The sequence below is a fragment of the Geminisphaera colitermitum TAV2 genome, from assembly GCF_000171235.2.
Classification (GTDB): domain Bacteria; phylum Verrucomicrobiota; class Verrucomicrobiia; order Opitutales; family Opitutaceae; genus Geminisphaera; species Geminisphaera colitermitum.
Window position 1 is genome coordinate 153,741 of sequence record NZ_ABEA03000041.1, and the last position, 25,414, is coordinate 179,154.

The following is a 25,414-nucleotide window of genomic DNA, read 5'->3' on the forward strand; positions in this document are numbered from 1 at the left end:
AACGCTCTATGGCCTGGGCAACATGGGACGACGAAACTTGGAGCGATTTCTGATGGAAACATGGCCCAAAATCGAACTGCTCTTGGAAAATGCCGACCTCGTGAAAATCCATCCCGATCACCTCGAAGGCATAAGGTTTTCGTAAGGCGGCCCACTCTCCGCTCACGTGGTCAGAACCGTCAATTGTTGCGGAGGCAATACCCCATTCAGGCAATGGGAGCCGCGCAAACTCCGCTCCAACGCCACAGGCGCGTCTGTCCACGGATCGAGCACCGACCACTCCCCACCTCCGCACTCCGGCAACTCCAGCGTGAACTCAAACGGTTCCTCCGAATTGTTCACCGCCAGGATTCTCATTTCGTTTGTATCCGGATTCTGAACACCCACCGCCCATACCCGCTGGTAGTGTTCATTCAATGACGCCCGGCCCTGACGCGACTGCTCGCGCACCTCACCGATGCATCCGCCGTCCGTCACCTCGACTGGGAAAATCTGTGCACACTTCGGCACATGCCGTGTCGCGCGACCCAATATATCATACGCCGGACGATGCGGGCGCGCCTCCAGCAGCCAGTTTTTGTGTTCAATGTTCCATGTGTCGATCAACTGCCACTGCCCGTCGATGTCGCCCCGGTTCGTGAAACTCCAGTGGCTGAAACCATCCACGCCCGCCGCCAGCGAACGCACCAAAACCTCCACGTCCTTCAATGACGATAGATGGCAGCCCGGAGCCGGATTATCCGCCCCGTAACCGTAAACCATGCTGCCGACCTCCGTGAGATAAAAACCCTTGCCCGCCGCGTGCGACTCCGCGCTGTAACGCCGCACCAGCGAATCGATCCGGTCGCCGATGTGATAGCTCCAAGCCTTCGGCAGCAACTCGTGATCGAACACCGAATTGTAACTGTGAAAATCCACGTCATCCACCGCCGCGAACCACGGCTCCGCCGCCAGCCGCTCGTAAGCCGGCATGTCCGTCTCATCCGGTCCCATCAACCGCACACCCGGATGCCCGGCCCGCAACCGCCGCCGCAAAATCGCGCACGCCTCCGCCAGATAGTTAAGCTGCAAACGTCGCGACCCCTCGCGGTCGCCCTCCACGCGCAACAACCGGTATGACTCCGGCAAGTGCCACCACCAATAACCCGGCTCGTTGATCGGGTTGATCCACTTGATGCACCGGTATCCGCGCTTCACATACAACTCGTCCAGCAAGCTCATCCACCCGTCGGCAAACGCGTTCAAGTCCGCCGGAGCCGAGTAAGTCTCCATCGCCGGATCACCGCGAAACTCCGGAAAACAATTCCACGCCGCCCCTCCCCACTGTTGCTGCAACATCACATCCGCGCCCGCCTGCTCCGCCCACGCGCAGATGCGGTCGAGAATCCGCATCTCCGGCGAGTCCCAGGTAAACTCACCTCGACGCGGCTCAAACTGCCGCCACTCGAACTCCAGCCGGATGAAGCGCAACCGCAGCCGAGTGGCGTGCGCCTCGATGGATTTCCAGAGCGGTTCGTGAACCGCCAGCACCGGCGGCTGCCCGCCAAACGCGCTCCCGCCGTGGCCGACGGGCGCATTAAGGATCGAGTGCCACGAGGCACCGACGCCGCTCCGCATCTGGTGCGACGGCGCGGCGGCGAGTTTCAGGGAAACATGATGTGAGGCGGGATTCATGATGATTTTCTCCGTTGATTTTCGTTGAAAGACAAAGTGTTGGAAAAATGAGCAATAAATTTAGGAGATTTTTATTGCATGTTTTCAAAATATGTCGATGAAAGTTTCGTAACTTTTATAGCGAATCATCATTTTTCCCCACACCCGCTCATTCTGAAATAGCCCGCGCCCGCCTGCCTCTCTTCACTGCCGCGATGAACATCTCATCCATAGCCAAAGCCTCCGGCGTTTCCGTCGCCACCGTCTCCCGCGTCATCAACAACGAGAGTGGTGTGAGTGAGGAACTGCGACGCAAGACGCTGGCAGTCATCGAGGGCAAAGGCTACCGTCCTCGCGAAAACATCCGTCGCGGCACGCGCATTGCGATGGTCGTGCAGGCCGATGCGCCCTCCTTTGAAAACTTCTTCGCGCAAGTCTTCACTGGCGTTTCAACCTACGCCTTGGAGCACGGTGTCGAGACCACGCTCCTTTACCACACCCCAGGCGGACGCGACTTCGAACGCGGCGACGAGGCGCAAACTCTCACCGAATTGTTACGAAAGAAACGCTGTAACGGCGCCATCATCCTCTCGCCGCTTGATCCCGACGAAGGCCGCGCCCTGCTCGCCGCGCGCATCCCGACCGTTCTCGTCGCCAACCGCACCCCGCTCGCCGGCATCGGCTACATCGATTGCGACTGTCACCGCGGCGCGCTTGAGCAAACCGAATACCTGCTCCGTCTCGGGCACCGCAACATCGGCTTTCTCTGCGGCCATCTCGAAGGTGTGATCGACCATCAGGAACGCCTCGCCGCCTACAAGCAGGCGATGGACTCCGCCGGCATTGTCCCGAAGCCCGGCTGGATTATCTCGCACACACCCACCCCTGTCACCGAGCAAGCCGGTTACGACCAGACGCGCCAGCTCCTCGAAAAACACCCCGAAATCACGGCCATCTTTGCCAACAACGACTCGATGGCCTACGGCGCGATCAGTGCCTGCGCCGAACTCGGCCTGCGTGTGCCCGAGGACATTTCCGTGGTTGGTTACGACGACAACCCCACGAGCAAGTTTTACAATCCCCCCCTCACCACCACCCGCCAGTCCCTTCGCGACATGGGCGCGGAAGCCGCGCAGTGGGTGGACCTGAAACTCAAAAATAAACTCAAGCTCCTCCCGCAAAAAGTTATCCACGGCGACCTCATTGTCCGCCGCTCCTGCGCCCTCCCGCGCAAAACCTGAGCCTCCGTCCCCCCCCCCCTTTTTTTTTCCGGAGGAGCATCCCTTTCCCATCTGTCACCAAAATCCAACTACACACATCCGATGAAAACCAAAAACCTCCTCCGCAACTTCGCGATCGCCACCATCGCCATGACCGCCGCCACCGCCGCGCACGCCGCAGAGTTCCTGCTCTCGGACAATACCGACCGCAGTGCTAGCGTCGCCGCCTATCCGGGTCCCGTCACCGCCGCAAACCGCATCGTCACAGGCGTGACCTACTCCTACCTGACCGACGCAGCCAACTCCGCCAACAAAGGCGTCGGCGACACCGATGCCAGCATCATCAGCACCGACAACTACTATGCCGGAATAAAACGTGAACTCCTCGACGGCTATTCTGAACGTGGCGGCGGCAACAATGCTTCCAACTCAAGCTGGCAGAACAGCGTGGGCGCGACCATCCTCTTTGACCTCAATCAAAACTACCTCATCAGCAAAGTTGCCGTCTCGGTCGGGCACAATGGCAACCAAGGTGTCGGCGACTACCAGGTTTTCGTCAGCACTGACAACAACACCTTCACCGCGCTTGGCATATGGGACGGCTCCAAGAACATGATTGATGGAGCCGAAAGCACGAACCCAGGCCGCAACACGGAACTCAGCATCACCGCCACTACGCTTGCCGAGGCCCGTTACGTAAAGATTTTCCTCACCAACTGGAACCCCGCGCTCACCTCGCGCCTCTACAATCAACTAGCCATCGGCGAAGTCGCCATTTGGGGCGACAATGTCCCCGCGCCATCGGTCCCCGAACCCGCCGCCTGCGCACTCCTCATCGGAGCGACATTCCTCGGTCTGGCGTTTCTGCGCCACCGCTCACGTTCTTGATTTCCCTCCCCCCCCCCCCCCCCCCCCTCGCGCCACCATGCATCCCTGCCCCGCTTCATGCCACCGGGCCTTCACGCTCATCGAACTCCTCACCGTCATTGCCATCATCGGCATCCTTGCAGCCATCATCATCCCCGTCACTGGAATCGTGCGAGCCAAGGCCCGCCAGTCCACCTGCACCAGCAACCTGCGGCAAATAGGCACAGCGTTTCACCTCTACCTCAACGACAACAAAGGAGTATTCCCGCCCTTCTACGCGCCTGATAACACAAGCGCCCTCACAATGTATAAATGGGGAGGCAAACCCGGTGCATGGGGCGGCCCCTCAAAAGAAAGCCGTCCGCTTTATCCCTATCTGTCTCCGGACACCAAAATCTTCCAATGCCCTGCCGACAAAGGCTTCGGCTCCAAAGGCGTGTTTCACCTCGATTCCGGCAACAGCTATTGCACCGCCAACTCTGGAGAACGCGGCGTGCTTCCCCGCGAAGCCAGTGGAGGGAAACTCGCCATCCCCGGCATTTACTCCCAACTCGACCAACCCTCACGCACCATCCTTGCCTTTGATGAAACCGTGCGAAACGGCGAACCCAACAACCGCGCCCGCCCCTACTGGCATCCCGGCGACACCAGCAACATCCTGCTCTGCGACGGCCATGTAACCATTTTTTCACGACAAACGGTCGAAACCTACGTTAATCCCGTGAACCCACCCGGCTACACTTGGGGCTGGTTGGCTTGGACTACCGGTGCGCAATGGTGACCCATTGCCCCCCCCCCCCCGCCCGCCTTTTTCTCCCATCCTCACCATGCCCAACCAACGCCAATATCTTGTATTCATTTTTTCATTTCTTGCGGCAATCTCCCTGACAATCGCTGCTGAGGACACCCAACACCTCCACGTCGCCTACGATTACCCACCCCAATCCGGTCTCGAACACATTACCAAAACCGACCCGCAACGCAGCCTCCTCACTGACAGAAGAACAGGCACCAGCGGCCCCTCCGCTGTCTGGGGAAAATGGGGAGGACGCGAAATGCTCATCGACTGGACATTCGCGACTCCCGTCCGCGTCAAGACGATGCGAGCCGTCATCGTCCACCCCAGCCCCCAAAGCGACAATTCCCACGCATCCGCAGTACGGATACACGCACTCGCAGGCCCGGGTGATTTTTTGACCGAACCGGATTTCTCCCGCGACATCCCATTCGAAACCGGAGCGCTTCAAGAAGTGCGAATCACGTTCCCCGACAGCGGAATCGTGGCCGACCGCCTGCGCACCACCTTTATTGCCGGACGCCACCAAGTCGTCCTCTCGGAAGTCTCTTTTGAAACCGAACCCGTCACGCCTGAAGTTGCCGCCCGAGCCCAACAAGCCCGCATCGCCACACAACCCGAAACATTTTCCCCTGTTGTCTGGCTCCCCCGCCCACTCGCCCCCGACGCCCGAGTATCGGGCGACTCCATTTTCGGCGTATGCGGTCACTTCCTGCACACCAACGCCTTTTATCCGGGCAACAACCCGCGCTTCAACAACCACTGGCGTCCCTCCCACACCCTGCCCTGGCTCGTTGAAGGAAACTTCAACTGGATTCGCGAAGCCCTCTACCTGAGCATGTTTCGCACCACCGGCAAAGGAGCCTCGCACGCAACCGGAACCGCCAACCGCGCACGCGTTGAAAACTACCTGCAACGCTATCAAGACCGCGGCCTCAAAGTGCTCCTCTGCCCCATGTTTGGCGGCGGACAAATCGAAGGCTTTGAGGACACCGCCGATTGGATCGCCCAACTCGCCCGCCGCTTCCCTGCCGTGCGCGCCGTGGAACTCCACAACGAACCCAATCTAAAAGGATTTTGGAAAAGCACTCCGCAGGACTTTGTGGATACAGCCCGCGCCTTCACCGCCAGAGTCAAAGCAACGGCCCCACAAGTCCCCATCATCGCAGGTTCCTTTGCTGGCTGGGGCGGTGCCTGGCAACACGACGACCTGAAGGAACTCCTGCCCGGCCCGCGTGAAATTGCCACCCGTTACGCCGAGGAAGTATTCAAACTAGGACTACTCGAATTTGCCGACGCCATCAGCGCGCACCCCTATCGCGGACACTCCGCGCCCGAAGGAGGCGAAGTCCTCGAATCGCCCACCGACCCCGACGGTTTTGCCAAGGAAATCCGTAACTGGCTCGACCTCGCCGCCAAGCACACACCCGGCGGCAAACGCCTCCCCTTTTACATCACCGAAATCGGCTATTCCGTATCTGCCCAAGGTTACACCAACGTCCCGACCGAGTCCCGTCAGGCCGACTACATAAGCCGCCTCATGCTTGTCCTTCTCGGCGTAAAACTCGATGGCGTGCCACTCGAAGCCGTATTCTGGTACGACCTCAAACAGGACGAGATGCCGGACAGCCACTACGAAAGTAATTTTGGTATTGTGGCTCCCAATACGAGCCGTCCGCGTCCCGCATGGCTTGCGATGCGCCGGGTCAACGAATTTTTCGCCAACACCGCCGACTTCAACCAGCCTGCGGACGCAACTCCTCCGCAATTCAGCAACGGACCCGATCTCATCAAAAACTACATCTGGCGGCGAACGAGCGACGGCGCGCTCATCGTTCCATTTTGGCGGATGAATCAGCTCATGAAAAAAGATGCCGATTTCGACAGCGAACTCCGCCTGACGCTGCCAGCCGGACTCTCGGTAGCGAACGTGCAACTGCACGACTTGCATGAAGACCGCCCGCGCAGCACGGGATGGACGCAAAAAGAAAACGTATTGCGAATCCCATTACATGTGACCGCCCGCGCCGCCTGGCTCGAAATCAAAGCTGCGTCCAAGTAAACGCCCCCCCCCCCCCCCGGCCCCTCCCTTAAATCGACGAAACGGGCAACGGCACTGTTGAAAAACACAAGCCCTGGTGAACTATGGGCGGGACTAGCGATCCTGTTTAACGCTCCATGACCACACCTGCACTCTCCCCCGCCGCGCTCGAAAAGCTCCGCGCCCATCTTGATGCCGAGGAAACCAACTACACGCCCGCCATCTGCATGCTCCGCTCCGTGTGGGCCGGGCCCGGCTACCACTCGCGCGTGCCCAACGGCACCCTCGTCCACGAAACTCGCAAAACACTCAGTTACGCCCTGCTCCTCCTCGCTGAAGGCTCCGCCACCTCCGTCGCCCGCGCCGCTGCTGTAGTTGCAGCGACACTACCCTTGCAGGAAACCGATCCCTGCGCACCCACCTATGGCATCTGGCCGTGGTTGCAGGAAGAGCCGCTCTCCGAAATGCGTCCGCCCGACTGGAATTGGGCCGACTTTTGCGGCGTGCGCCTCGCCCACATCCTCGCGTGCTATCACGCGCCGCTCGCTGCGCATGCGCCCTCGTTGGTGCCTCAAATGGAGGCTGCGCTCGCCCACGCCGCGCGCTCAATCTTCCGCCGCAACGTCGGCCCCGGTTACACCAACATCGCCATCAAAGGCGCGGTCGTTTGCGTGGCGGCAGGCGAGTTGTTGGACGACCCCTTTCTCATTCACTACGGGCGCACCCGGTTCGAACGCATCATCGCCTACTCGCTCCATCACGAAGGTTTTAACGAGTACAACAGCCCCAACTACGGGCATCTCGTTCTCACCGAACTCGAACGCGGCCTGCTCCTCATCCGCGACGCCGACGCACGCGCGCACATCAGCGAACTCCACGCCTTCACCTGGCGGCAATTCGCCCGCACCTTCCATCCCGGCACCGGACAACTCTGCGGCCCGCAAAGCCGCGCCTACCAAGACCTGCTACCCACCGCCTTCGCCCGCATTCTCGAAGCCGAAACCGGTCTCGCCGTCTTCCATCCGGCCAACCACCCCGTCGCGCAAAAACGCGACTTCGCCGCGGGTGACCCCGTCGCCGAACTCCTCATCCCGCGCCATCCCGCCCCGCCCGATGTCCGCGACACCATCGCCCAAGCCGCCTGCGAACCCGTGCTGCGCCGCCAACACTTCATACGTTCGCCCCGCGAAGAAGAGTGCCGCATCTCGACCGTCTGGCATGCGCCATCCGCCTGTATCGGATCAATGAATACCGGGACATTCTGGGTGCAGCAACGCCCCGTCCTCGGCTACTGGCTCACGCAGCCAGTGGACGGCGCCGTCGCCGTGGTGCGCGTCCGCTTCACCCACGACGGACGCGACTTTGCCTCCGGCATGTTGCAAACGCGCCAGCACGACAACCAACTCCTCTGCCTCGCCACGCTCACCACCAACAAAGGTGATTACCACGACCACCTCGACCGTCCCGCCAACGGCACCTTCGAAGTCGGACAACTCGCCCTCTCCATCGAAGTCACCGCACCCGGCGCAACCGTAACCGAAAGCAGTTCCGATAATTCCACCTTCACCCTCGCCGCTGGCGACGGCAGCGTTCGCGTGCGCCCCGCCTTCGCCCTGTTTGGCGATCTCCCTATAAAGTGGGAAACTGCCACCTCCGCTCCCGTTCCCGGCGGTGATGTCACTGTTTCCGCCCGCGCGCTCATCAACCACGGTGATCGTTTCAAACTCACCCCGTCTGCGCTCAATGCCGCCGCCATCGGATTCCATCTTGAGTTGCTGCACACCGGCACCGCGGCCACGCACGCGCCTGCAATTCCCTCTCTCCACGCCACGCTCTCCGAAGACAAACGCACCGTCCACCTCCATAGCACGGCAAGTGGCATCCCCCTTGAACTCGCCGCCAGCCTCAAACCTGCGCCCTTCCCGGCACTTCACTGAACCGGCACGCGAGCAAGATCCTCCATCCGTCCTCGTCCCTCCCCCCCCCCCCCCCGGCAGTCCGCTTGACTCAAATGGACTGCGTATTACCTGTATTACATCATGCCAACGATCACCTTCAAAGTAACCGACGAAGAGGCCCAGGAACTCCGTCGCAAAGCCCGCCTCAAAAAAATGACTGTATCCGATTACCTGCGACGCTCCGCCTTCCCCGCGCCTGCACGCCCCGTGAAACGCATCATCAAAAAAAACCCGATCAGCGGCGCACTCTGTGATTACACACCAGGCCCCATCGTGACAGAAGAACAAATCAAAGCCGCGCTCGCCGACTTCCCGTGAAATACCTCCTCGACGTAAACGGCCTTATTGCCTGGCGTCACACCCAGCATCCCAAACATGTTTCCCTCCATGCATGGGCCGTGCGGACTGGTTTCAAGCACATGGGAACATGCGCCATCGTTGAATTGGGATTTTTGAGAATTTCGATGAGCCACTACCAGCTCACCCTCGCCGACGCCCGCAAAGCCCTTGCCGACATTCGCAAACTGACTGGCGGCTACATCGCTGACTGCCCCTCCCCTGCCCTCCCCCTCTGGGCCACGACAGCGGCCAGAACCACCGACGCCTACCTCTGCCAGCTCGCCACCGCCCACGGCCTGCAACTGGCGACCTTTGACACCGGCATCAAAGACCCGGTCGCCTTCCTCATCCCCCCCGCGCCAGATGCCTGAGCTTCCTCTGCGTCTCTGCGTGAGATACTTCTGCTTGCGCAAAGGTAGAGCCATCAGTCCTGTTCCAAGTTGAGCCACGCAAGCTCATCTGCCGAAAGCTTCACTTTCAGGCACTCCAGCGCGGCAGCCGTCTCGGCAATCGTCTGCGGACGGATAAACGTAAAACTCGGGAACGGCTGCTCCAGCACGTATGCGCCCGCGATGGCAAGCAACGACACGCCCTTTTTCTTCGCCAATTCCGCGGCACGCTCGCGGCGTGCGAAGTTGTCATCCGAATACCAGCAGCGCACCAAGTCCGCATCGGTGCGTTTCTCGCGCCCGGCCCTGTCGGTGAAAAACCCGCGCGCCTGGCTCGACCACGCAAACAACGGGATCGGCGTGCTCGTCAGCCACTGGCGCGAAGCCCGGTCGCTCACACTCAGGCAACCCTCCCAAAGCGGCTCCATCATGCGGGCCAGCGAAAACTGATTGCTCCACACGCCTATGCCCTGAAGACGCCGCGTGCGGGCGTATTCGTTGGCCGCCTCGATCCGTTCGCGTCGCCAGTTAAAACCACCAAACACCCGGATGTGCCCGGCGCGGATGTGCTGGTTGAGCACGTCAACAAATTCGCCCACCGGCACCGCCGGATTGTCACGATGGATCAAATACACGTCGATGCGATTGGTGCCCAGCCGGTCGAGCGATTGGAACAAATTGCGCGAGACATCCTCCGGCGTGCAAGCCGCCGAATGGCCGCTTTTGCCAACGACCACCACCTGATCACGCACGCCCCGATGGCGAATCCACTGGCCGAGGAGCCGTTCCGTGACGCCGTCCGCATGAAGATGCGCCGTGTCGAAGGCGTTGCCGCCACGCTCGAAAAAATCGTCCCACATCGCAGCCGCATGGGGCATGGCACGACGCTGGTCACCGCACATCACGATCAGCGACACCGGTTTGTCCACGCCCGGCAACGGCGCGCGCGGGATGGGTTCCGCCGCACGCACTTGGAGCGGACGCCGTGCGACCGTGTGCGAAAGGTTCTCCGGCTTCTCCTGTTCGTAAACCAGCCCGATGGCAGCGCGCCACTGGTCGAGCGCCTCCAAGTTTCCCAGCGAGTCATCCAGAGTCATCGCCGGCACCTCCCGCCCGTCCCGCACGCCCGTTGAAGCCGTTGCCCGCACCGCCTCGGCAAACGCATCCGCCTCCAGCGCATAGGCCGGCCCGGCCTCGACGGCCAGTTCCTCCGCCTCCGCCGCGCCTGCCCGGTGTAGATACATCTTGGATACACCGCCCTCGCGCACCCCGCCCCACGGCGCGGGCACATGAAGCCAGCCGGCGCTGCCGTAGATGCGCGCGGCGTTGTCCTGAGCCACGCCCACGCCCGACGCGACTTGAGCAAGGACCCCATTGGGAAACTCAAGCGTTGCCGCCGCGTATTCGTCCACCCCGGTTTGCGGATGCAGACGCGCGCCACCCGTGATTTTCACCGGATTGAGAAACGGCTTTCCACAAACGGCTCCCGCGATGAGCCGGGCAAACGACACCGGATAACATCCCACGTCGAGAATGCCGCCGCCACCCGCCGCGTTGGACCACAAACGCGAGTCGGCATCAAACGGCTTCCTGAAGCTAAACGTTGCCTGCACCACGCGCACATCCCCCAGCACGCCTTCGCGGATCAATTCCACAATGCGCGCCGTCTGCGGATGGCAGCGGTACATAAACGCCTCCATGAGCACGACCCCGTTTTCGCGTGCCGCCTGCACCATTGCCATTCCCTCGGCGTGATTGAGTCCCAGCGGTTTTTCGCACAGCACATGCTTGCCCGCCTCCGCTGCGCGAATCGCCCACTCGGCGTGCTGCGGATGCGGCGTGCCGATGTAGATGGCATCCACCTCCGCGTCCGCCAGCAACGCCTCGTAACTCCCATGCGCATGTTCCGCCGGGATCGCATGTCCCGCCGCAAACCGCGCCGCCGTCTCCACCGACCGGCTCCCCACCGCCGCCAGTCGGCCCAGCCGTGATGCCGTCACACCCCGGGCAAAAATACCCGAAATACGACCGGCGCCGAGAATGCCCCAACGAAGCGGAGTCACACTGGCGGTTAACGAAGAAGAGGTGGCGGGTGAAGCATTGGTAATCATGGAGTGCCGAGACCATGAACAACGCCAACCATTTGCCAAGCCTGCGTCACATTTGTCCGTCGCTCGGAAAGTGGCGCAGGCGTCCCGCCTGCAGACGGCGCGAAGCGCCGCCCTGAAACAAGGGATGAGAAGCTCCGCCCCCCAGATGCGGGCGAGACGCCCGCGCCACTCCGTTGTAGGGGCTTCGCTTGCGAAGCCCGCGTATGCAGGACGTGGCATCGAATGGCGGGCGCGGGCGTCGCAAGCGACGCCCCTACAGCGGGCGAGACGCCCGCGCCACGACGCTCCGAATCCCATCGGTTAAAAAGAGCGCGAAGCACAGACTCGACCTTCAGACCTTCGACCTTCAGACCTTCGACGCTGAGCAAATGAGCAACACCGCTGCCAAGCCCTCCCCCACCCTTTCCATCCGCGACCTTGCAGCCCGGCTTGGCATCAGCCGTTCCGCTGTCTCGATGGCCCTGCGCAACCATCCCCGTGTATCCGCCGCCACACGACAACGCGTGCAGACCGAGGCAGCCCGCCTCGGCTACCGTCCCAACGCCATGGTCACCGCCCTCATGGCGCAAATCCGCACCCGTCGCGTGAAACGCAGCGGCGAGACCATCGCCTTTCTCACCGCCTACCAGACCAAGGACGAGTGGCGCAAACGCACCCCCTTCGTCGGCACCTTCGAAGGTGCGAGCGCGCAGGCCGAACGCCTCGGGTATCGGCTGGAGCACTACTGGCTAGGCCACCTCGGCTGCGACTCCCGCCGCATTGCCCGCATCCTCCGCGCCCGAGCCGTGCGCGGCGCCATCATTGCCCCCGTCCCCCTCGACCTCGAAGTCCTCCAACTCGACTGGGACCGCCAGTTCACCGTCGCCATCGGGTACTCCTTCGGTCAGCAGACGCTGCACCGCGTCAACCACAACCAATTTAACATCATCCTCGCCTGCTACGAAAACCTCCGCCGACTCGGCCACCGCCGCATCGGCCTGGCCATCCCCCGCGAATCCGACGATCGCGTGCATCACTTCTGGATGGCCGGCTACTACACCAGTCAACAAATCCACGGCGGCGACCCCCTGCCCGTCCTCTGGCACGACGACTGGCACGATTGCCCCGCTGAGAAAAAGCGTTTCATGAAATGGTATCGCGCCAACAAACCCGACGCCGTCCTTGGCATCCTGCCCGACAACCCCTTGCTCTGGATGCGTGAGGAAGGCGTGCGCGTGCCTGCCCGCACCAGCTACGCCAGCCTTGACCTCGATGCCACAAAAACCGGTGAAGTGGCCGGAGCACTACAAAACGTCGCCGCTGTTGGAGCCGCTGCTGTTGATCTCGTCGTTGCCGGCCTCAACCGCAACGAACACGGCATCCCACAAAACCCCCAACTCCTCCTCATGGACGCCGCATGGAGCGAAGGTGCCACCGCGCCCCGGCGCGGATGAACACCAAAAGCACACGCTAGGTTTCCTCTGTGTCCTGCACGATTGCTGGACGTGTCTAGCATCACGATGCTTTTCTTTTTCCACGTCCCTGAGCAGCGTGCCGGCAACTCCAATGCCCGCCGACGTTGCCATCACTGACACACTCCCGGCCCTCTCGCCCCGCCAGCAAGTGGACGCGCTCTTGCGCACTTGGCTGCGCACTGGCGAATACGCCCCCGGCGACCTCATCCCCACCACACGCGACATCGCCCGCCTCTGCAACGACATCAGCGAACCCACCGTCCGCCGCGCCATCAAAACCCTCATCGACGAAGGACTCCTCCACGGCGTCCAAGGCAAAGGCGTTTACGTGTGCGTCCCCTCCGCTGCCACCCATGCCCACAAGCCCCGCCTTGCTCAGCTCTCCCGTCCGTAATCAAAAAACCAATACAACCCGATACAAATTCAACACATCATGAACACATCCAAAACACTCCGAACTGCTTTCGTTCTTGCTGCGACGAGCCTTCTTTCGCTCTGCGCAGCTTCAGCGGCGGCTATCGCCATCACCGATGACGGTCTTAATATCGACGGGAAATATATCTACGATGTCACATTTTCCGAAACAACTCCGGCAAATCTCTCCAGCCTGTTACATGACATGGCCGATTACTCAAACATCGAAGCTGGCGTGACTGGTTCAGGCTCAGGCGAGCGTCATTTTCTGCGAGCGACAGGCGGCAAGGAAAGCGCATGGTTCATCTACGAATTCGACCTCTCCGGCCTGACCGCCCACTCAGCAACCAGCCTCTACATCCAAGATGTGATCTATCTCAACGATGCTGGAACCATCACGACCTCCTACCGTTTGGGAGACAGCGGAGATTGGACTGTGCTGAACACGACCACCACCAAGCGACAAGTAGCATCGCATACAGACCCTGAAATCACTATCGCCCCAAGCACAACGAAGATTTTTTACAAAGTGGAATTCACCTCTGCCGTCGGAAGCACATTCTCGGCCAATAATTTCCAATGGAACCGCTCGGCGCCGACTGCCACAAACACCTTTTCAGTAATCCTCACCACCACCCCCATTCCCGAACCAGCAAACGCCGCACTCCTCATTCTGGCGGGCTGCGTGGTTGCCGCCAGCATCATCAAACACAGAAAATCATAACTCTTACGAGGCTCGCATCGCATTATTCTGTTTTCCATTCTTCCTGCCGTTCTTAATCCCAAAATCTTTCACCGTAGCCCGCAATATCCCGCTCATGAACTCGCGCATACCTCGTCCTTTTCAAACTCATAAAACTCGGCGTACCGCCTTCACGCTCATCGAACTGCTCACAGTTGTCGCCATCATTGGCATCCTCTCCGCCATCCTCATCCCAACCGTGGCCAAAGTTCGTCAAAGTGCTCGCTCAGCCCAATGCAAAAGCAACCTCCGCCAAATCGGCATTGGACTCGCAGCCTACATGGTTGACTCGAAAACCGGCATTCTGCCTGGCATGATTGGCAACGATTCGCGGGCACTCTACACTTGGAGCCAAAAGCCCGCCAACATCATCACTGTCGTCATCGAAGGGGGCTATCTGCCTCCAGTCCCCAAAATGTTCACCTCTTATCCCATTGGCAAAGCCACTGACCGGGGAATTTACATGTGTCCCGGACTGGAACTCACCAGCCAATACATCGCGGGAGGAAATCAGTCCACTTTCATGACTGATGTACGCAGCAATAGAATGAAGGAGGAAAACGGTCAGATCGTTCCCGATAACCCCAACGCCACGCCCCTGCGCATCAGCGACATTGCATCTCCGTCCATGAGAGCACAGGTCGCTTGCAGCAATCCCGCCGCCCACGCCAACCGCCCCAACATCCTCTTTCTCGACGGACACGTCGAAGTGATGTCACCGGAAAAAGTAACCCTGGCATGGCCCAAAAATGCCTGGGCATGGAATGTATTGGATAAGGACTACAAAAAACCCTGATCGCCCCAACACCTGTCACATGAAAACACGCCACCTCAACGCCGCGGCCTTGCTGTTTGTCATCGCCGCCCTCCTCGCCACGTCATGGCAAGCGCACGCCGCCGATCCGATTGCCGCTTATCCCCTGAACCATGCAGACAAAGGAACTGCCGAAGCGGGCCAGGTTCTTGATACGGCAGGCGACCCACCATCCGACGCAATCAAAAGAATCAACTGGCCTCGCTGGACGAATCAAACCCAGACGGGCATTCCTGTTCCCAACAATCCCAAGCTGGGCGCGCCCGCCGATGGACGAGCCATCATGCTGGGTATGTCGCATGGACATGATTTTGGTTCCGGTGCACAAGGTCGCCTCAAGCTGACTCAAGGCCCGTTCACGATTTTCCTCCGTCTCTTTTACACATCGGGCGGAGACCTCCGCATCGGACGAAAAGACAGCATGGAAATCCGTTTCCTCACCGATAAAAAAGCAACGCCGCCCAAAGATATTCTCACGGTCATCGTTATGATTGACGGCAAAAGGACAACCGTCAGTGCCTCGCCGGGAACGCCTGACCAATGGCATGATTACGTGGTCACTTTCACCCCCGGCGGAAAACTCGCTATCTACACCGATGGTGCTGTCAGCGGGCAACATCCCGTTCCCGACGCTGCATTGGACACCGGCGAAGGTGGATTCCATTACGAAAACTACAACAAAACCCCCCAATATATTGAGAGCCTGCGCATCTACAACACGTCCCTCAGCGCAAGCGAAGTCGCAGCTCTCTCCAAAGAAATCGCGCAGTAAACCGCTCCCCCCCCCCCCCCCCCGACCAACCTTCATTCATGCGCCAATCAGTCCAGTGTATCCATAAAACCGTGATACGTTTTTTCGCTCTCCGCCGCTCATCAATCTTGCCGCTGATAGTTGCCCTCACGCTCTGCCATTTCCCCATCCCAACAACAGCGACGCCACCGCAACCTGAACCTCTCGCCGGTGGACTACCTGCACCGTTTACCCCCGAGCAAAAGACACCGTGGCGAGCCCAAATCTCTTGCGCCAACGGCACGCTGCTCAAGGACGGACAACCCTTTTTCCCCATCGGATTCGTATTCGGAACCAGCGACACAGAACTCGCACAAGCCCGGGCGATGGGAGCCAACGCCGTTCATTTTGACATAGGCTGGAGAGTAAGCACGGCTCCCGGCAAAGTGCCGGATTCCGCCTTTGAAAAACAGCGCGACATAATCCGCCGCGCCGCGGAATGGGACATGGCGGCGATCCCTCTTTTGACCGGTCACTACGTCCCCGGCTGGTTTTCCAAAACGTATCCAAAATCCGGGCACCAACCGATTGGTAGCGACGGGAAACCCACCGGCAGTTGGACACCTTACAGCCTGCACTCACCCGCGCTCCGCGAACACATCCCCCATTTCTGGCGTGCCGCCGCACGCATGGCCGCCGCCGAGCCCAACGTCCCTGCCATCTGTTTCTGGAACGAACCCTGTTACGGAGGCACATGGAACAAAGGCGACCAGTTTGCCGAATATTCGCAATGGGCCGTCGCCGTCTGGCGTGAACACCTGCGGACCCGCTACGAAACGCTCTCCGCTGTGAACCAAGCCCACGCCACCGCATTCGCCACATGGGACGACGTGCAACCCCCGCGCAAACCCGATGACTCCGGTTTCAATCGCCGCGCCTGGCTCGACTGGATGGAATTCGGCCAGCAATCCTTCGCCGACTTCTTCACATGGGAACGCAGCATCATCAAGGAAACCGCCCCTGCGCTCCTCCTGACCAATAAGAAACAGACTAACCCTTGGGATAGCTCCACTGCCTCTTCCGGCACCAACTGGGATCTGCTCGGGCGCAGCGAAGACATCTTCGGCATCAATCTCTATTCCGGTTCGCCATTCGGCACACGCGACCGTCTCGACGCCGCCGCCAGTTATGCCGATGGCAAACCAGTCATGATTTTCGAAATCAACTCAATGCCCCCCGGTGCCGCAGCCCGCACGCCCGACACCATCCGCACCGCCCTGTGGGCTCCCATTGCAGGCGGCGCGCGCGGGATGTTCATCTTCGCCTTCCTTTCAAAACCACACGAACACGGAATCCTAAGCGCCAAAGGCAGCAGCGATGAAGGCCGGGCGGCGTACAGCGAACTTGTCAGCCAGATATCCGTGCATCAACGCGAACTCGGTTCACCGCGCGTCGCAGGCCGCATCGGTATTGTTTACTCAACTACAGCAGCCCTCCAGTCCACGGGAGACCTTGTTCCGCGCCACGCATCCGCGGCCTTTGGCCTCTTTCGCAACAGCCATTATCAGACGGATTTTATTCCCGAAGAACGCTGCAACGCCGACTACCTGAAACGTTACGATCTCGTCGTCCTCCCGACCGCTTGCGTTCTCAAACCACGCGAAACAGATGCCTTGGCGGCCTACTTGAACGATGGCGGTCACATTTGGGCCTTTGCCGGAAGCCTTTCCCGCGATGAACTGTGGGCCGCACAACCTCCTCCACAATTTCTCGGAATCAAAGATCGCAAAAACCCGATTGGAAACCGCCGCACCCAGCAAATCAGCAAAGTCGCCCCGCAACTCGAAACATGGTTCGATGGCGACACTCCGATCAACGGAGTGGAAATGGTTTCGACTGTGATCGGCGATGCCAGAAGCATCCTGCCCGGCGCCGAGGTGCTGACATCCACGACTGGCAAGGTGCTCGCGTGGAACACCGACAGTTATCCAAGCATCCTGCAAACATCCATCGGCGGACGTGTCATCTATTCAGCGTTCAACTCGGAGAACAACGCGGCCATGCGCAGCCTTGTTGAAGGCATCACACGCGAAATCATTGGACTGCGTCAGGAAGCACGTTTTGTCAGTCAGTCCACGGGCATTACCCTCAGTGCCATCATCACCGGACTTCGCGAAGACTACAAAAACCCGGACATCCGCTACCTCATTGCCATCAATACGGCATATCGTGCCCAGAAAACGCGTCTCGAACTTCCCGATGGCTGGAAGCTCCATTCGGAAACGCTTCATTCACTGGAAACCGCTTCAGACTCCTTCACCCTGGCACCACGCGAAGTATACCTCTTCACGCTTAAGAAATGACCCCAAACAACTTCGCATCAACGTGCTCATGGGCTCAAAAAAAGTCCCGGCATCCCGAACCAAATCCCATCAAGTTCTTCTCAACGGAGCGGATGGGCTCGAATTCCCCACTGAGATTGACTGCGGCATTGTTCTCGTTGTTCGCAAGTCCTCCATCCTTCGCATTGCCGGGCGCGTTTCCTATCTGCGCCGCGCACCGATCAGCGTAAAACTCCGCGCCGCCCTCGGACTCGGTTGATCGGGTCGATTTCCCGACACTCCGTCACCGACCCGCGCCCGCCTCGCGCAATGCCTCGGTCATGCGGGCGGCGCGCAGGTTGGCGCGGACATCGTGCACGCGTACCAAGTCGATCCGCTGCCACGCCGCCAGCACCGTCGTGGTCAATGTGCCTTCTTCGCGTTCGTTTGGCGGCAAATGCAGCACATGGTCGATAACCGACTTGCGCGACGCCGCCAGCAGTACCGGGCAACCCAATACACGCAACTCACCCACGCGGGCGATCAATTCAAGGTTTTGCTCCTGCGTTTTTCCAAAACCGATTCCCGGATCGAGAATCACCTGCCCGCGCGCCAACCCCGCCCGCTCCGCGATGGTCAGGCTCTTTTCGAAATAACGCAGCATCTCAGCAATCACATCAGTCCCCCCCCCCCCCCCCGCCCGCCCATGCCCGGAGGACGCCGGCAATTCACGAAACGCCGGATCATTGTGCATCGCCACCACCGCCGCCCCATGCTCCGCCGCCAGCGCGGCCAGTTCCGGGGCGCGTTGCAGGCCGTGGATGTCGTTGAGCACATGCGCCCCAGCCGCCAGCGCCGCACGCGCCACCGCCGGCTTGTAGGTGTCAACCGACAGCGGTAGCGGCGTTTCGGATACAAGCATGCGAATAAGCGGCGTCACCCGCGCGATTTCCTCCTCGTCGCTGATTTCAATGTAACCCGGGCGCGTTGACTGGCCCCCAATATCGAGCACATCAGCGCCCTCCGCCACGAGTCGCCGCGCATGGGCAAGTGCATCGGCGGGCGCGAGAAAACGGCCGCCGTCAGAAAACGAATCCGCCGTCACATTGACGATGCCCATGATTTTGACCCGTCCATCGAGCATGAGCACACGGTCCCGGCAATGAATCCGGCGAACGGTTACGGCAAACGGTGAATGTGGCATTAAGTCGGACATGCGGATCGTAAAAGTGGCGCGGACGTTCAGTCCGCTTCATGGCAATTGTATGACCTGCGAGACCACCGAACCCCAGAAAGAAAGCCAAGCACTCATACAGCCAGTCAGGTTGTATGAGCTGTAATACGCCAGAAACTGCGCAGCCGCAGGGTTGCGCGGGAACAAACCGGGCATGTCGTTCGCGCCGGAGAGACAAGGATGCCATCCTTAAGTCAGATTCTTCGGTTCAAAGCGGCCCGCACCTCTGCGCGACGCGCTGTGGAAGCTCTCCTGTTCAGAACGCCGCCTTTTATGTCCGCTCCGCCTTCCCATTCCGATCCCACCTCGGATGACAGTCACAATCATTCGTCTGGTGCGCACACTCATCACCACCACGCGCACGAAGAATTTTCGCTGCCATTGTTCATCCTGACGATTGCGCTCACCCTCGGCGGCCTGTTCGCCGTCCTGTGGTTTTTCTTCCCATCAATCTGGGACGCCCAGCTTGCCGCGCCGCTCTGGAAAGGGGTGGCGGCATTCCTCGGCATCAGTCTGCTGAACTGTTTTGTGGAGTATTTTTTTCATCGCTACGTCCTGCACAAACCCGCCCTGCCATTGCTTCGCTATTTTTACCGGCAGCACACGCTGCACCACGGACTCACCCGCATCGCCCGGCGGCGCACGCATGATGGAACAGGCGTGCTGTTTATCGAAAACAAGTATCCCATCGTGGAACTGGAGCAGCACGAAGCGTCGTTTTTCCCGTGGTATTCCTTCGCCATCTTTGCCGTGATTATGACGCCTGTGCTCGTGGTGCTGCATATGCTGTTTCCCTCGTTCCCATGGTTTGCAGCCGGTTTCGTCGCGCTTGCCAGCTCGCTGACGCTTTACGAGGTGCTGCACGCGATCAACCACTGGCCGTTTGAACGTTGGGAACCGCTTGTCCGTCATCCGCGTTGGAGCCGGTTCTGGATGCCGGTTTACGGATTCCATCTGCGGCACCACGCCGTGACGGATTGCAACGAGTCCATTTCCGGCTTCTTCGGTCTGCCGCTGGCCGACTGGACGTTTCGCACCTGCGTGATCCCGCAAACCGTTTACGCGCAGGGCGAGGACTGGCAGCCCGGCAAGTTCGAGAGTCCGCGCCCCGTCGGCTTCATCCGCTGGCTGGACGCGATTGCCGATCGCGCGGTCCAGCGACGGCGACGCCGCGAGCGCGTTCAAGCCGCTGCAAAACCCTCCATGGCAAAGTCGCCGGATTTCAGCCATGGCGAGGAACTGGCCAACTGGATCACGCACGGCATCGGCCTCGGGCTGAGCATCGTGGGGCTGACGCTGCTGATCATCTTCGCCAGCCTGCGCGGCGATGCGTGGCACGTGACAAGTTTTACCGTATTCGGATTAACATTACTCCTGCTCTATACGGCTTCGACATTCTATCACGCATGGCGGACCGGAGGACGCGGCAAGGCGCTGCTCATGCGCATGGACCATGCGGCGATTTTTCTGCTCATTGCGGGCACCTACACGCCCTTTCTGCTGACGAGCCTGCGCGGGCCATGGGGATGGTCGCTGTTTGGCGTGGTCTGGGGCCTGTGCGTGGGCGGAGCGGTGTTTCAGTTTTTCTTCGGCGGATGGTTTCGCCGGGCCTCGACGATCGCCTATCTGATTCTCGGCTGGCTGATCGTGCTGGCGATCAAGCCTATGCTTGATGCCGTGCCGGGCGGTGGTCTCTGGCTGCTGCTCGCCGGGGGTCTGTGTTACACGGGCGGACTGATTTTCTACTTCTGGAGACAACTGCGTTATCACCATGCGGTCTGGCATACCTGCGTGCTTGGCGGCAGCACCTGTCATTTTCTTGCCGTATTGCTCTTCCTCCTGCCGAAGGGGGGATAGGAGACGTCAAAGCAGTTCCTTTTCGACGAGGCCGTCTGTCAAAAAAGAATCAACGCTTGCGTATTCTCCACATGCGGAGAACTTCAACGCGTCGTATACGACGTTTAGATGCCAGTGATTGGTGGGTCTTCAGGTGAGCTTTTGGTTCAAGTGGACGATTCGAAATCCGATTTTCGGGAACACTCTGACAGCCACGAAGCCTACGCAAAAAATCACTATGAATTCCAAACTCTACGTTGGAAATTTGTCCTTCAATACCAGCGAAGCGGATCTCCGCACCGCTTTCAGCACCTGCGGCACGCTAACTGATGTTTTTCTCGCCACCGATCGTGAAACCGGACGTCCGCGCGGTTTCGCTTTTGTGACGTTTGACACTGCCGAGGAAAGCCAACTGGCCACGGAAAAATTGAACGGCACCGATCTCGGTGGACGCGCGATCACCGTGAATGAAGCCAGGCCGAAAGAAGCGACGGGAGGGGGCGGCAGTCGCAACTTCGGCCCGGACCGCAAGCCCTTCCAGTCACGCAATCGTTACTAATCAAAGGGAGTTGTTATTACCTTCATAGCGGGCCGCTCACGTGGCCCGCTTTTTTGCGTCATTTAGGGGCAGTCCGGCCTTTCAGCTTTTCCCCGTTCCCCTCCCCCGCTATCCCCGGTGCCGCATGACGCCTTCGCCGATCCATCTCCATGACCTCCCGCGCGTCGATCTCACCGCGCTCGTTGCGTCGTGGGGATTGAGCCCCGTTCATGCGGCGCGGCTCTGGGCGTATCTTTATCTTGAGGACACCGACGACATCCGCGCCATGTCTGACCTCCCGGCGCGGATGCGCGACCGGCTGCTCGCCGAGACTTCCGCGGCACGCCTGCCCGTGGCGTGCGAAACGCATTCGTCGGATGGTTTTACGCGCAAATACCTGCTCGCCCTCTCCGATGGACGCGAGATCGAGACGGTGCTCATGCGCTACAAAGGCCGCGTGACCGCTTGCGTGAGTTCGCAGGTCGGTTGTGCCATGGGCTGCGTGTTTTGCGCCACCGGACAGATGGGGTTTACCCGCCACCTGACGGCTGGCGAAATCGTGGCGCAAGCCTTGCACGTGGACCGCGTGCTGCGCCGCACTGCGGACGACGCCCCCGCTCTCGCCGAGCCCGGCAACGCCTCGCCCCACCACCGTCACGAGCGCCTGCGCAACATCGTGCTCATGGGCATGGGCGAACCCCTGCACAATTACGACGCGGTGATGCGCGCGATCGACATCCTGCGCGACGGCAACGGCCTCGCCCTCGGCGCGCGCAAGATCACCCTGTCCACCGTTGGCGTCGTGCCGGGCATCATCCGGCTGGCCGACGAGCACAATCCCGTCCACCTCGCCGTTTCCCTGCATGGAGCCACGCAGGCGGAGCGCGCCGCGCTCGTCCCCGCCGCCCGCGCCTGGCCACTTGACGCGCTCATGGAGGCCTGCCGCTACTATGTGCAGAAACAGCAGCGGCGGATTTTTTTCGAGTGGACGCTCATCGAAGGCAAAAACGATGGTCCCGATCAGGCCCGCGCCGTGGGCCGGTTGCTGCGCGGGATGCAGGCGCAGGTGAACCTGATTCCTTTGAATCCAACTTCCGGATACGCCGGCGAACCCGGACGGGCGGATGCGGCGAAGCGGTTCCAAGCGGTGCTGGCGGAGCACGGTCTGCCAAGCACGATTCGCCAGCGCCGCGGCATCGACATCGGCGCCGGTTGCGGACAGTTGGCGACCGAATCGCGGCGGGGTTGATCGGCGAGTGGCGCGGGCTTTTTATGCCAAACCAAACGCCCGCATTCCGATGTAGCGCAGGCATCTTGCCTGCCGTCCAATCTACTGCGCGAAGCGCCACACTCCATGAGAGTCACCGCGCTTCGCGCTATAGACTCGATTGCAGGCGGGACGCCTGCAAGTCAGTCTATTGCGCGAAGCGCCGCCTTCCCAAATAACAGAATCAGCAAAAAGCAGAAGAGAGCACCGCGCTTCGCGCAACCTATGGATTGCAGGCGAGACGCCTGCGCTACGGGATGCACGTTGCGGGCGGGACGCCCGCGCCACTTCAATCCATCCGGCTTGCTACGACCGCCAGCGAAAGACAGTTGTGCTCATGGGCGGAAGTCTGAGCAGCAGGCTTTGCTCAAAACCATGCGCCGGGACGGGGTCCGTCTGGCGTCCGCCGTCGTTGCCCGTGCCGGTGCCGCCGTAGTAGGCACTGTTGGTGTTGACGACTTCCTGCCACCATCCGGCGCGCGGCACGCCGATGCGGTAGCCTTCGCGGGTGAGCGGCGTGAAGTGGCCGACCACGGCAAATTGCGTGCGTTCGTCGGGCGCGATGCGCAGGAAGGCGATGACGCTCGCCGCGGCGTCGTCGCCGGCGATCCAGCGAAAACCTTGCGGCGTGAAATCAGTGGAGCTGAGCGCGGGTTCGGATTGGTAGAGGCGGTTGAGGTCGCGCACGAGCAGGCGGATTCCCTCGTGGTCGAGGTATTGCAGCAGGTGCCAGTCAAGCTGGCGCGCATAGGCCCACTCGCTGCTCTGGCCGAACTCGCCGCCCATGAAGAGCAGTTTTTTGCCGGGCCAGGTCCACATATGGCCGTAGAGGGCGCGGAGATTGGCGGCTTTTTCCGGGATGTGTCCCGCGCCCATCTTCATGAGGAGCGAGCCTTTGCCGTGGACGACTTCGTCGTGCGAAAAGACGGTGACGAATTTTTCCGAATACTGGTAGAGCGCGCCGAAGGTCAGCTCGTTGTGATGCCATTTCCGATACAGCGGGTCTTTTTGGAAAAAGCTCAGGGTGTCGTGCATCCAGCCCATGTTCCACTTGAAATCGAAGCCGATGCCGCCCTCGGCCACGGGCTTGGAGATGCCGGCAAAGGCGGTGGATTCCTCGGCGATCATGAGCGCGCCGGGATAATAGTCGTGGACGAGGCGGTTGGTCTCGCGGAGGAAGTCGATGGCGTCGAGGTTTTCGCGCCCGCCAAATTTGTTGGGGATCCATTCGCCGTCCTTGCGCGAGTAGTCGAGGTAGAGCATGGAGGCGACGGCGTCCACGCGGAGGCCGTCGATGTGGTATCGGTCAAACCATGACAGGGCGTTGGCCGTGAGGAAGCAGCGGACTTCGTGGCGGCTGTAGTTGAAGATGAGCGTGCCCCAGTCCATGTGCGCGCCCTGGCGCGGGTCGGCGTGTTCGTAGAGGTGGGTGCCGTCGAACTCGGCGAGCGCAAAGCTGTCGCGCGGGAAATGGGCCGGTACCCAATCCACAATGACACCGAGGCCGCGCTGGTGCAGGTGATCGACGAAGAAGGCAAAGTCCTGCGGAGTGCCGAAGCGCTGCGTGGGCGCGTAGAAGCCGGTGACTTGATAGCCCCACGAGCCGTCGAAGGGGTGCTCGGCCACGGGCATGACTTCGATGTGGGTGAAGCCCATTTCCACGGCGTAGTCAGCGAGTTGCGGGGCGAGTTCGCGGTAGGTGAAGACGCGTCCGCCGTCCTCGATTTTGCGTTTCCAGGAGCCGAGGTGGACTTCGTAGATGGATACGGGGCGGTCGGGTTGCCCGGCTTGTCCGGCGCGGCGGGCGATCCAGGCGGAGTCGCGCCACTCGTGTTTGCGCGGGTTGCAAACGATGGCGGCGTTGCCGGGGGGGGCCTCGAAGTAGGCGCCGTAGGGGTCGGTCTTGATGCGGATGCGGCTGGTCTGATCGAAGATTTCGAATTTGTAGAGTTCGCCTTCACCGAGGCCGGGCAGGAACAGTTCCCACACGCCGGAGGCGCCGAGCGAGCGCATGGGACACATGCGACCGTCCCACTGGTTGAAGTTGCCCACGACCGAGACGCGCCGGGCCGAGGGTGCCCACACCGCAAAGGCGACGCCGGGCACGCCGTTGATGACGCGAAGGTGTGCGCCGAGTTTTTCGTAAATGCGGTGTTCGGTTCCTTCGTTGAAGAGGTAGAGGTCCTGGTCGCCGAGCGTGGGAGCGAATGAATAGGGGTCAAAAATTTGCAGGATCTGGCCGCCGGGGTAGGTGGCACGGAGTTGGTAGCGGAAGAAGTCGGTGCGCTTAGGGAGGAAGAGTTCAAAAAAACCTTCCTTGGCGATCTGCTCCATGTCGTGCGCAACGGGCTGGGCGGAGGTCGGAGCGATGGCGGGGGAGATGGGAGCAGCAACGGCAGACTTCGCCGTTTTGCCTTTTGCAGCGGACTTGGCGCGGGCGGGTTTGCCAGCGGCGGGCGGGGGGGGGGGGGGGGGAGAGGGGACGGCGTCCAGTTCCACGACTTCGCAGCGGACGGCATCTTTGATGAAGGCACGGACGACAAGGCCCGCGGTCCTGCCTTTTTTCGCCGGATGCATGCCCAAGAACGAGTGGGGCTGTGCGTTGGTGGCGTCGAGGAACGATTTGAGTTCGGCGGGGCTGATGATCATGCGGGCATGAAAACAGCGGATTCATCGGCGCTGTGCAAGCG

Annotated in this window: 22 protein-coding genes; 18 read left to right on the forward strand and 4 right to left on the reverse strand. The window is 60.6% G+C overall.

Features of this window, described 5'->3' with window-relative positions; genetic code table 11:
* Window positions 1-22: 22 nt before the first annotated feature.
* Complete coding sequence (locus OBACDRAFT_RS30565) at window positions 23-145, forward strand: hypothetical protein (RefSeq protein ID WP_269799055.1); 123 nt, start codon at window positions 23-25, stop codon at window positions 143-145.
* A 17-nt stretch (window positions 146-162) separates the two neighbouring features.
* Here the strand turns inward: OBACDRAFT_RS30565 and OBACDRAFT_RS05215 are convergent, their stop codons facing one another.
* Window positions 163-1,674, reverse strand: coding sequence for a hypothetical protein (locus tag OBACDRAFT_RS05215; protein WP_043583349.1), 1,512 nt, complete (start codon window positions 1,672-1,674; stop codon window positions 163-165).
* A 194-nt stretch (window positions 1,675-1,868) separates the two neighbouring features.
* On the opposite strand from OBACDRAFT_RS05215, the gene OBACDRAFT_RS05220 reads away from it, so the two are divergent.
* From OBACDRAFT_RS05220 to OBACDRAFT_RS05250, 7 genes are all read left to right on the forward strand, one after another.
* Window positions 1,869-2,894 carry a LacI family DNA-binding transcriptional regulator gene (locus OBACDRAFT_RS05220; protein ID WP_043583350.1) on the forward strand — a complete coding sequence of 342 codons (1,026 nt, stop codon included), beginning with the start codon at window positions 1,869-1,871 and terminating at the stop codon, window positions 2,892-2,894.
* A gap of 81 nt (window positions 2,895-2,975) precedes the next feature.
* Entirely contained in the window at window positions 2,976-3,761 is a 786-nt protein-coding gene (locus OBACDRAFT_RS05225; protein ID WP_043583353.1) for a discoidin domain-containing protein, read from the forward strand.
* Between the two features lie 37 nt (window positions 3,762-3,798).
* Window positions 3,799-4,521 (forward strand): type II secretion system protein, encoded by a 723-nt coding sequence (locus OBACDRAFT_RS27450; RefSeq protein WP_052361196.1) that lies wholly within the window; start codon window positions 3,799-3,801, stop codon window positions 4,519-4,521.
* 46 nt (window positions 4,522-4,567) lie between these two features.
* Window positions 4,568-6,598 carry a cellulase family glycosylhydrolase gene (locus OBACDRAFT_RS05235; RefSeq protein ID WP_112787762.1) on the forward strand — a complete coding sequence of 677 codons (2,031 nt, stop codon included), beginning with the start codon at window positions 4,568-4,570 and terminating at the stop codon, window positions 6,596-6,598.
* 116 nt (window positions 6,599-6,714) lie between these two features.
* Window positions 6,715-8,514 carry a hypothetical protein gene (locus OBACDRAFT_RS05240; protein WP_043583355.1) on the forward strand — a complete coding sequence of 600 codons (1,800 nt, stop codon included), beginning with the start codon at window positions 6,715-6,717 and terminating at the stop codon, window positions 8,512-8,514.
* Window positions 8,515-8,616: 102 nt separating this feature from the next.
* Window positions 8,617-8,853, forward strand: a complete 237-nt coding sequence (locus OBACDRAFT_RS05245; RefSeq protein WP_043583358.1) for a plasmid mobilization protein — start codon at window positions 8,617-8,619, stop codon at window positions 8,851-8,853.
* The gene (locus OBACDRAFT_RS05250) at window positions 8,850-9,245 is read left to right on the forward strand and encodes a PIN domain-containing protein (protein ID WP_043583360.1); all 396 of its coding nucleotides are present in this window, start codon (window positions 8,850-8,852) and stop codon (window positions 9,243-9,245) included. The genes OBACDRAFT_RS05245 and OBACDRAFT_RS05250 overlap by 4 nt, the downstream gene beginning before the upstream one ends.
* Before the next feature lie 53 nt (window positions 9,246-9,298).
* Here OBACDRAFT_RS05250 and OBACDRAFT_RS05255 read toward each other — a convergent pair whose 3' ends face one another.
* Complete coding sequence (locus OBACDRAFT_RS05255) at window positions 9,299-11,374, reverse strand: aldo/keto reductase (protein WP_052361204.1); 2,076 nt, start codon at window positions 11,372-11,374, stop codon at window positions 9,299-9,301.
* 188 nt (window positions 11,375-11,562) lie between these two features.
* Between OBACDRAFT_RS05255 and OBACDRAFT_RS05260 the strand changes: the two genes are divergently transcribed.
* From OBACDRAFT_RS05260 to OBACDRAFT_RS05290, 7 genes are all read left to right on the forward strand, one after another.
* Entirely contained in the window at window positions 11,563-12,807 is a 1,245-nt protein-coding gene (locus OBACDRAFT_RS05260; RefSeq protein ID WP_232766665.1) for a LacI family DNA-binding transcriptional regulator, read from the forward strand.
* A 112-nt stretch (window positions 12,808-12,919) separates the two neighbouring features.
* A complete protein-coding gene (locus OBACDRAFT_RS05265) occupies window positions 12,920-13,222 on the forward strand; it encodes a winged helix-turn-helix domain-containing protein (RefSeq protein WP_052361206.1) in 303 nt (100 codons plus the stop codon).
* Between the two features lie 39 nt (window positions 13,223-13,261).
* A complete protein-coding gene (locus tag OBACDRAFT_RS05270; protein ID WP_043583366.1) occupies window positions 13,262-13,966 on the forward strand; it encodes a hypothetical protein in 705 nt (234 codons plus the stop codon).
* A 94-nt stretch (window positions 13,967-14,060) separates the two neighbouring features.
* On the forward strand, window positions 14,061-14,780 hold the full coding sequence (locus OBACDRAFT_RS25010) for a prepilin-type N-terminal cleavage/methylation domain-containing protein (protein WP_052361208.1): 720 nt from the start codon (window positions 14,061-14,063) through the stop codon (window positions 14,778-14,780).
* 19 nt (window positions 14,781-14,799) lie between these two features.
* A complete protein-coding gene (locus OBACDRAFT_RS05280; protein WP_043583368.1) occupies window positions 14,800-15,570 on the forward strand; it encodes a LamG-like jellyroll fold domain-containing protein in 771 nt (256 codons plus the stop codon).
* Window positions 15,571-15,641: 71 nt separating this feature from the next.
* The gene (locus OBACDRAFT_RS05285) at window positions 15,642-17,891 is read left to right on the forward strand and encodes an alpha-amylase family protein (RefSeq protein ID WP_232766666.1); all 2,250 of its coding nucleotides are present in this window, start codon (window positions 15,642-15,644) and stop codon (window positions 17,889-17,891) included.
* 28 nt (window positions 17,892-17,919) lie between these two features.
* Window positions 17,920-18,129 carry a hypothetical protein gene (locus OBACDRAFT_RS05290; protein WP_043583369.1) on the forward strand — a complete coding sequence of 70 codons (210 nt, stop codon included), beginning with the start codon at window positions 17,920-17,922 and terminating at the stop codon, window positions 18,127-18,129.
* Between the two features lie 24 nt (window positions 18,130-18,153).
* On the opposite strand, the gene folP is transcribed toward OBACDRAFT_RS05290, so the two are convergent.
* A complete protein-coding gene (gene folP / locus OBACDRAFT_RS05295; RefSeq protein WP_081721833.1) occupies window positions 18,154-19,053 on the reverse strand; it encodes a dihydropteroate synthase in 900 nt (299 codons plus the stop codon).
* 303 nt (window positions 19,054-19,356) lie between these two features.
* Between folP and trhA the strand changes: the two genes are divergently transcribed.
* The 3 genes from trhA (at window position 19,357) to rlmN (ending at window position 22,706) form a co-directional block, all read left to right on the forward strand.
* The gene (gene trhA, locus OBACDRAFT_RS05300; protein ID WP_043583370.1) at window positions 19,357-20,940 is read left to right on the forward strand and encodes a PAQR family membrane homeostasis protein TrhA; all 1,584 of its coding nucleotides are present in this window, start codon (window positions 19,357-19,359) and stop codon (window positions 20,938-20,940) included.
* 217 nt (window positions 20,941-21,157) lie between these two features.
* On the forward strand, window positions 21,158-21,478 hold the full coding sequence (locus tag OBACDRAFT_RS05305) for an RNA recognition motif domain-containing protein (protein ID WP_043583371.1): 321 nt from the start codon (window positions 21,158-21,160) through the stop codon (window positions 21,476-21,478).
* A gap of 124 nt (window positions 21,479-21,602) precedes the next feature.
* Window positions 21,603-22,706: a dual-specificity RNA methyltransferase RlmN gene (gene rlmN / locus OBACDRAFT_RS05310; protein WP_043583373.1), complete on the forward strand. Its 1,104-nt coding sequence runs from the start codon at window positions 21,603-21,605 to the stop codon at window positions 22,704-22,706.
* Window positions 22,707-23,030: 324 nt separating this feature from the next.
* Here the strand turns inward: rlmN and glgB are convergent, their stop codons facing one another.
* Entirely contained in the window at window positions 23,031-25,373 is a 2,343-nt protein-coding gene (gene glgB / locus OBACDRAFT_RS05315; RefSeq protein ID WP_043583375.1) for a 1,4-alpha-glucan branching protein GlgB, read from the reverse strand.
* Window positions 25,374-25,414 lie beyond the last annotated feature (41 nt).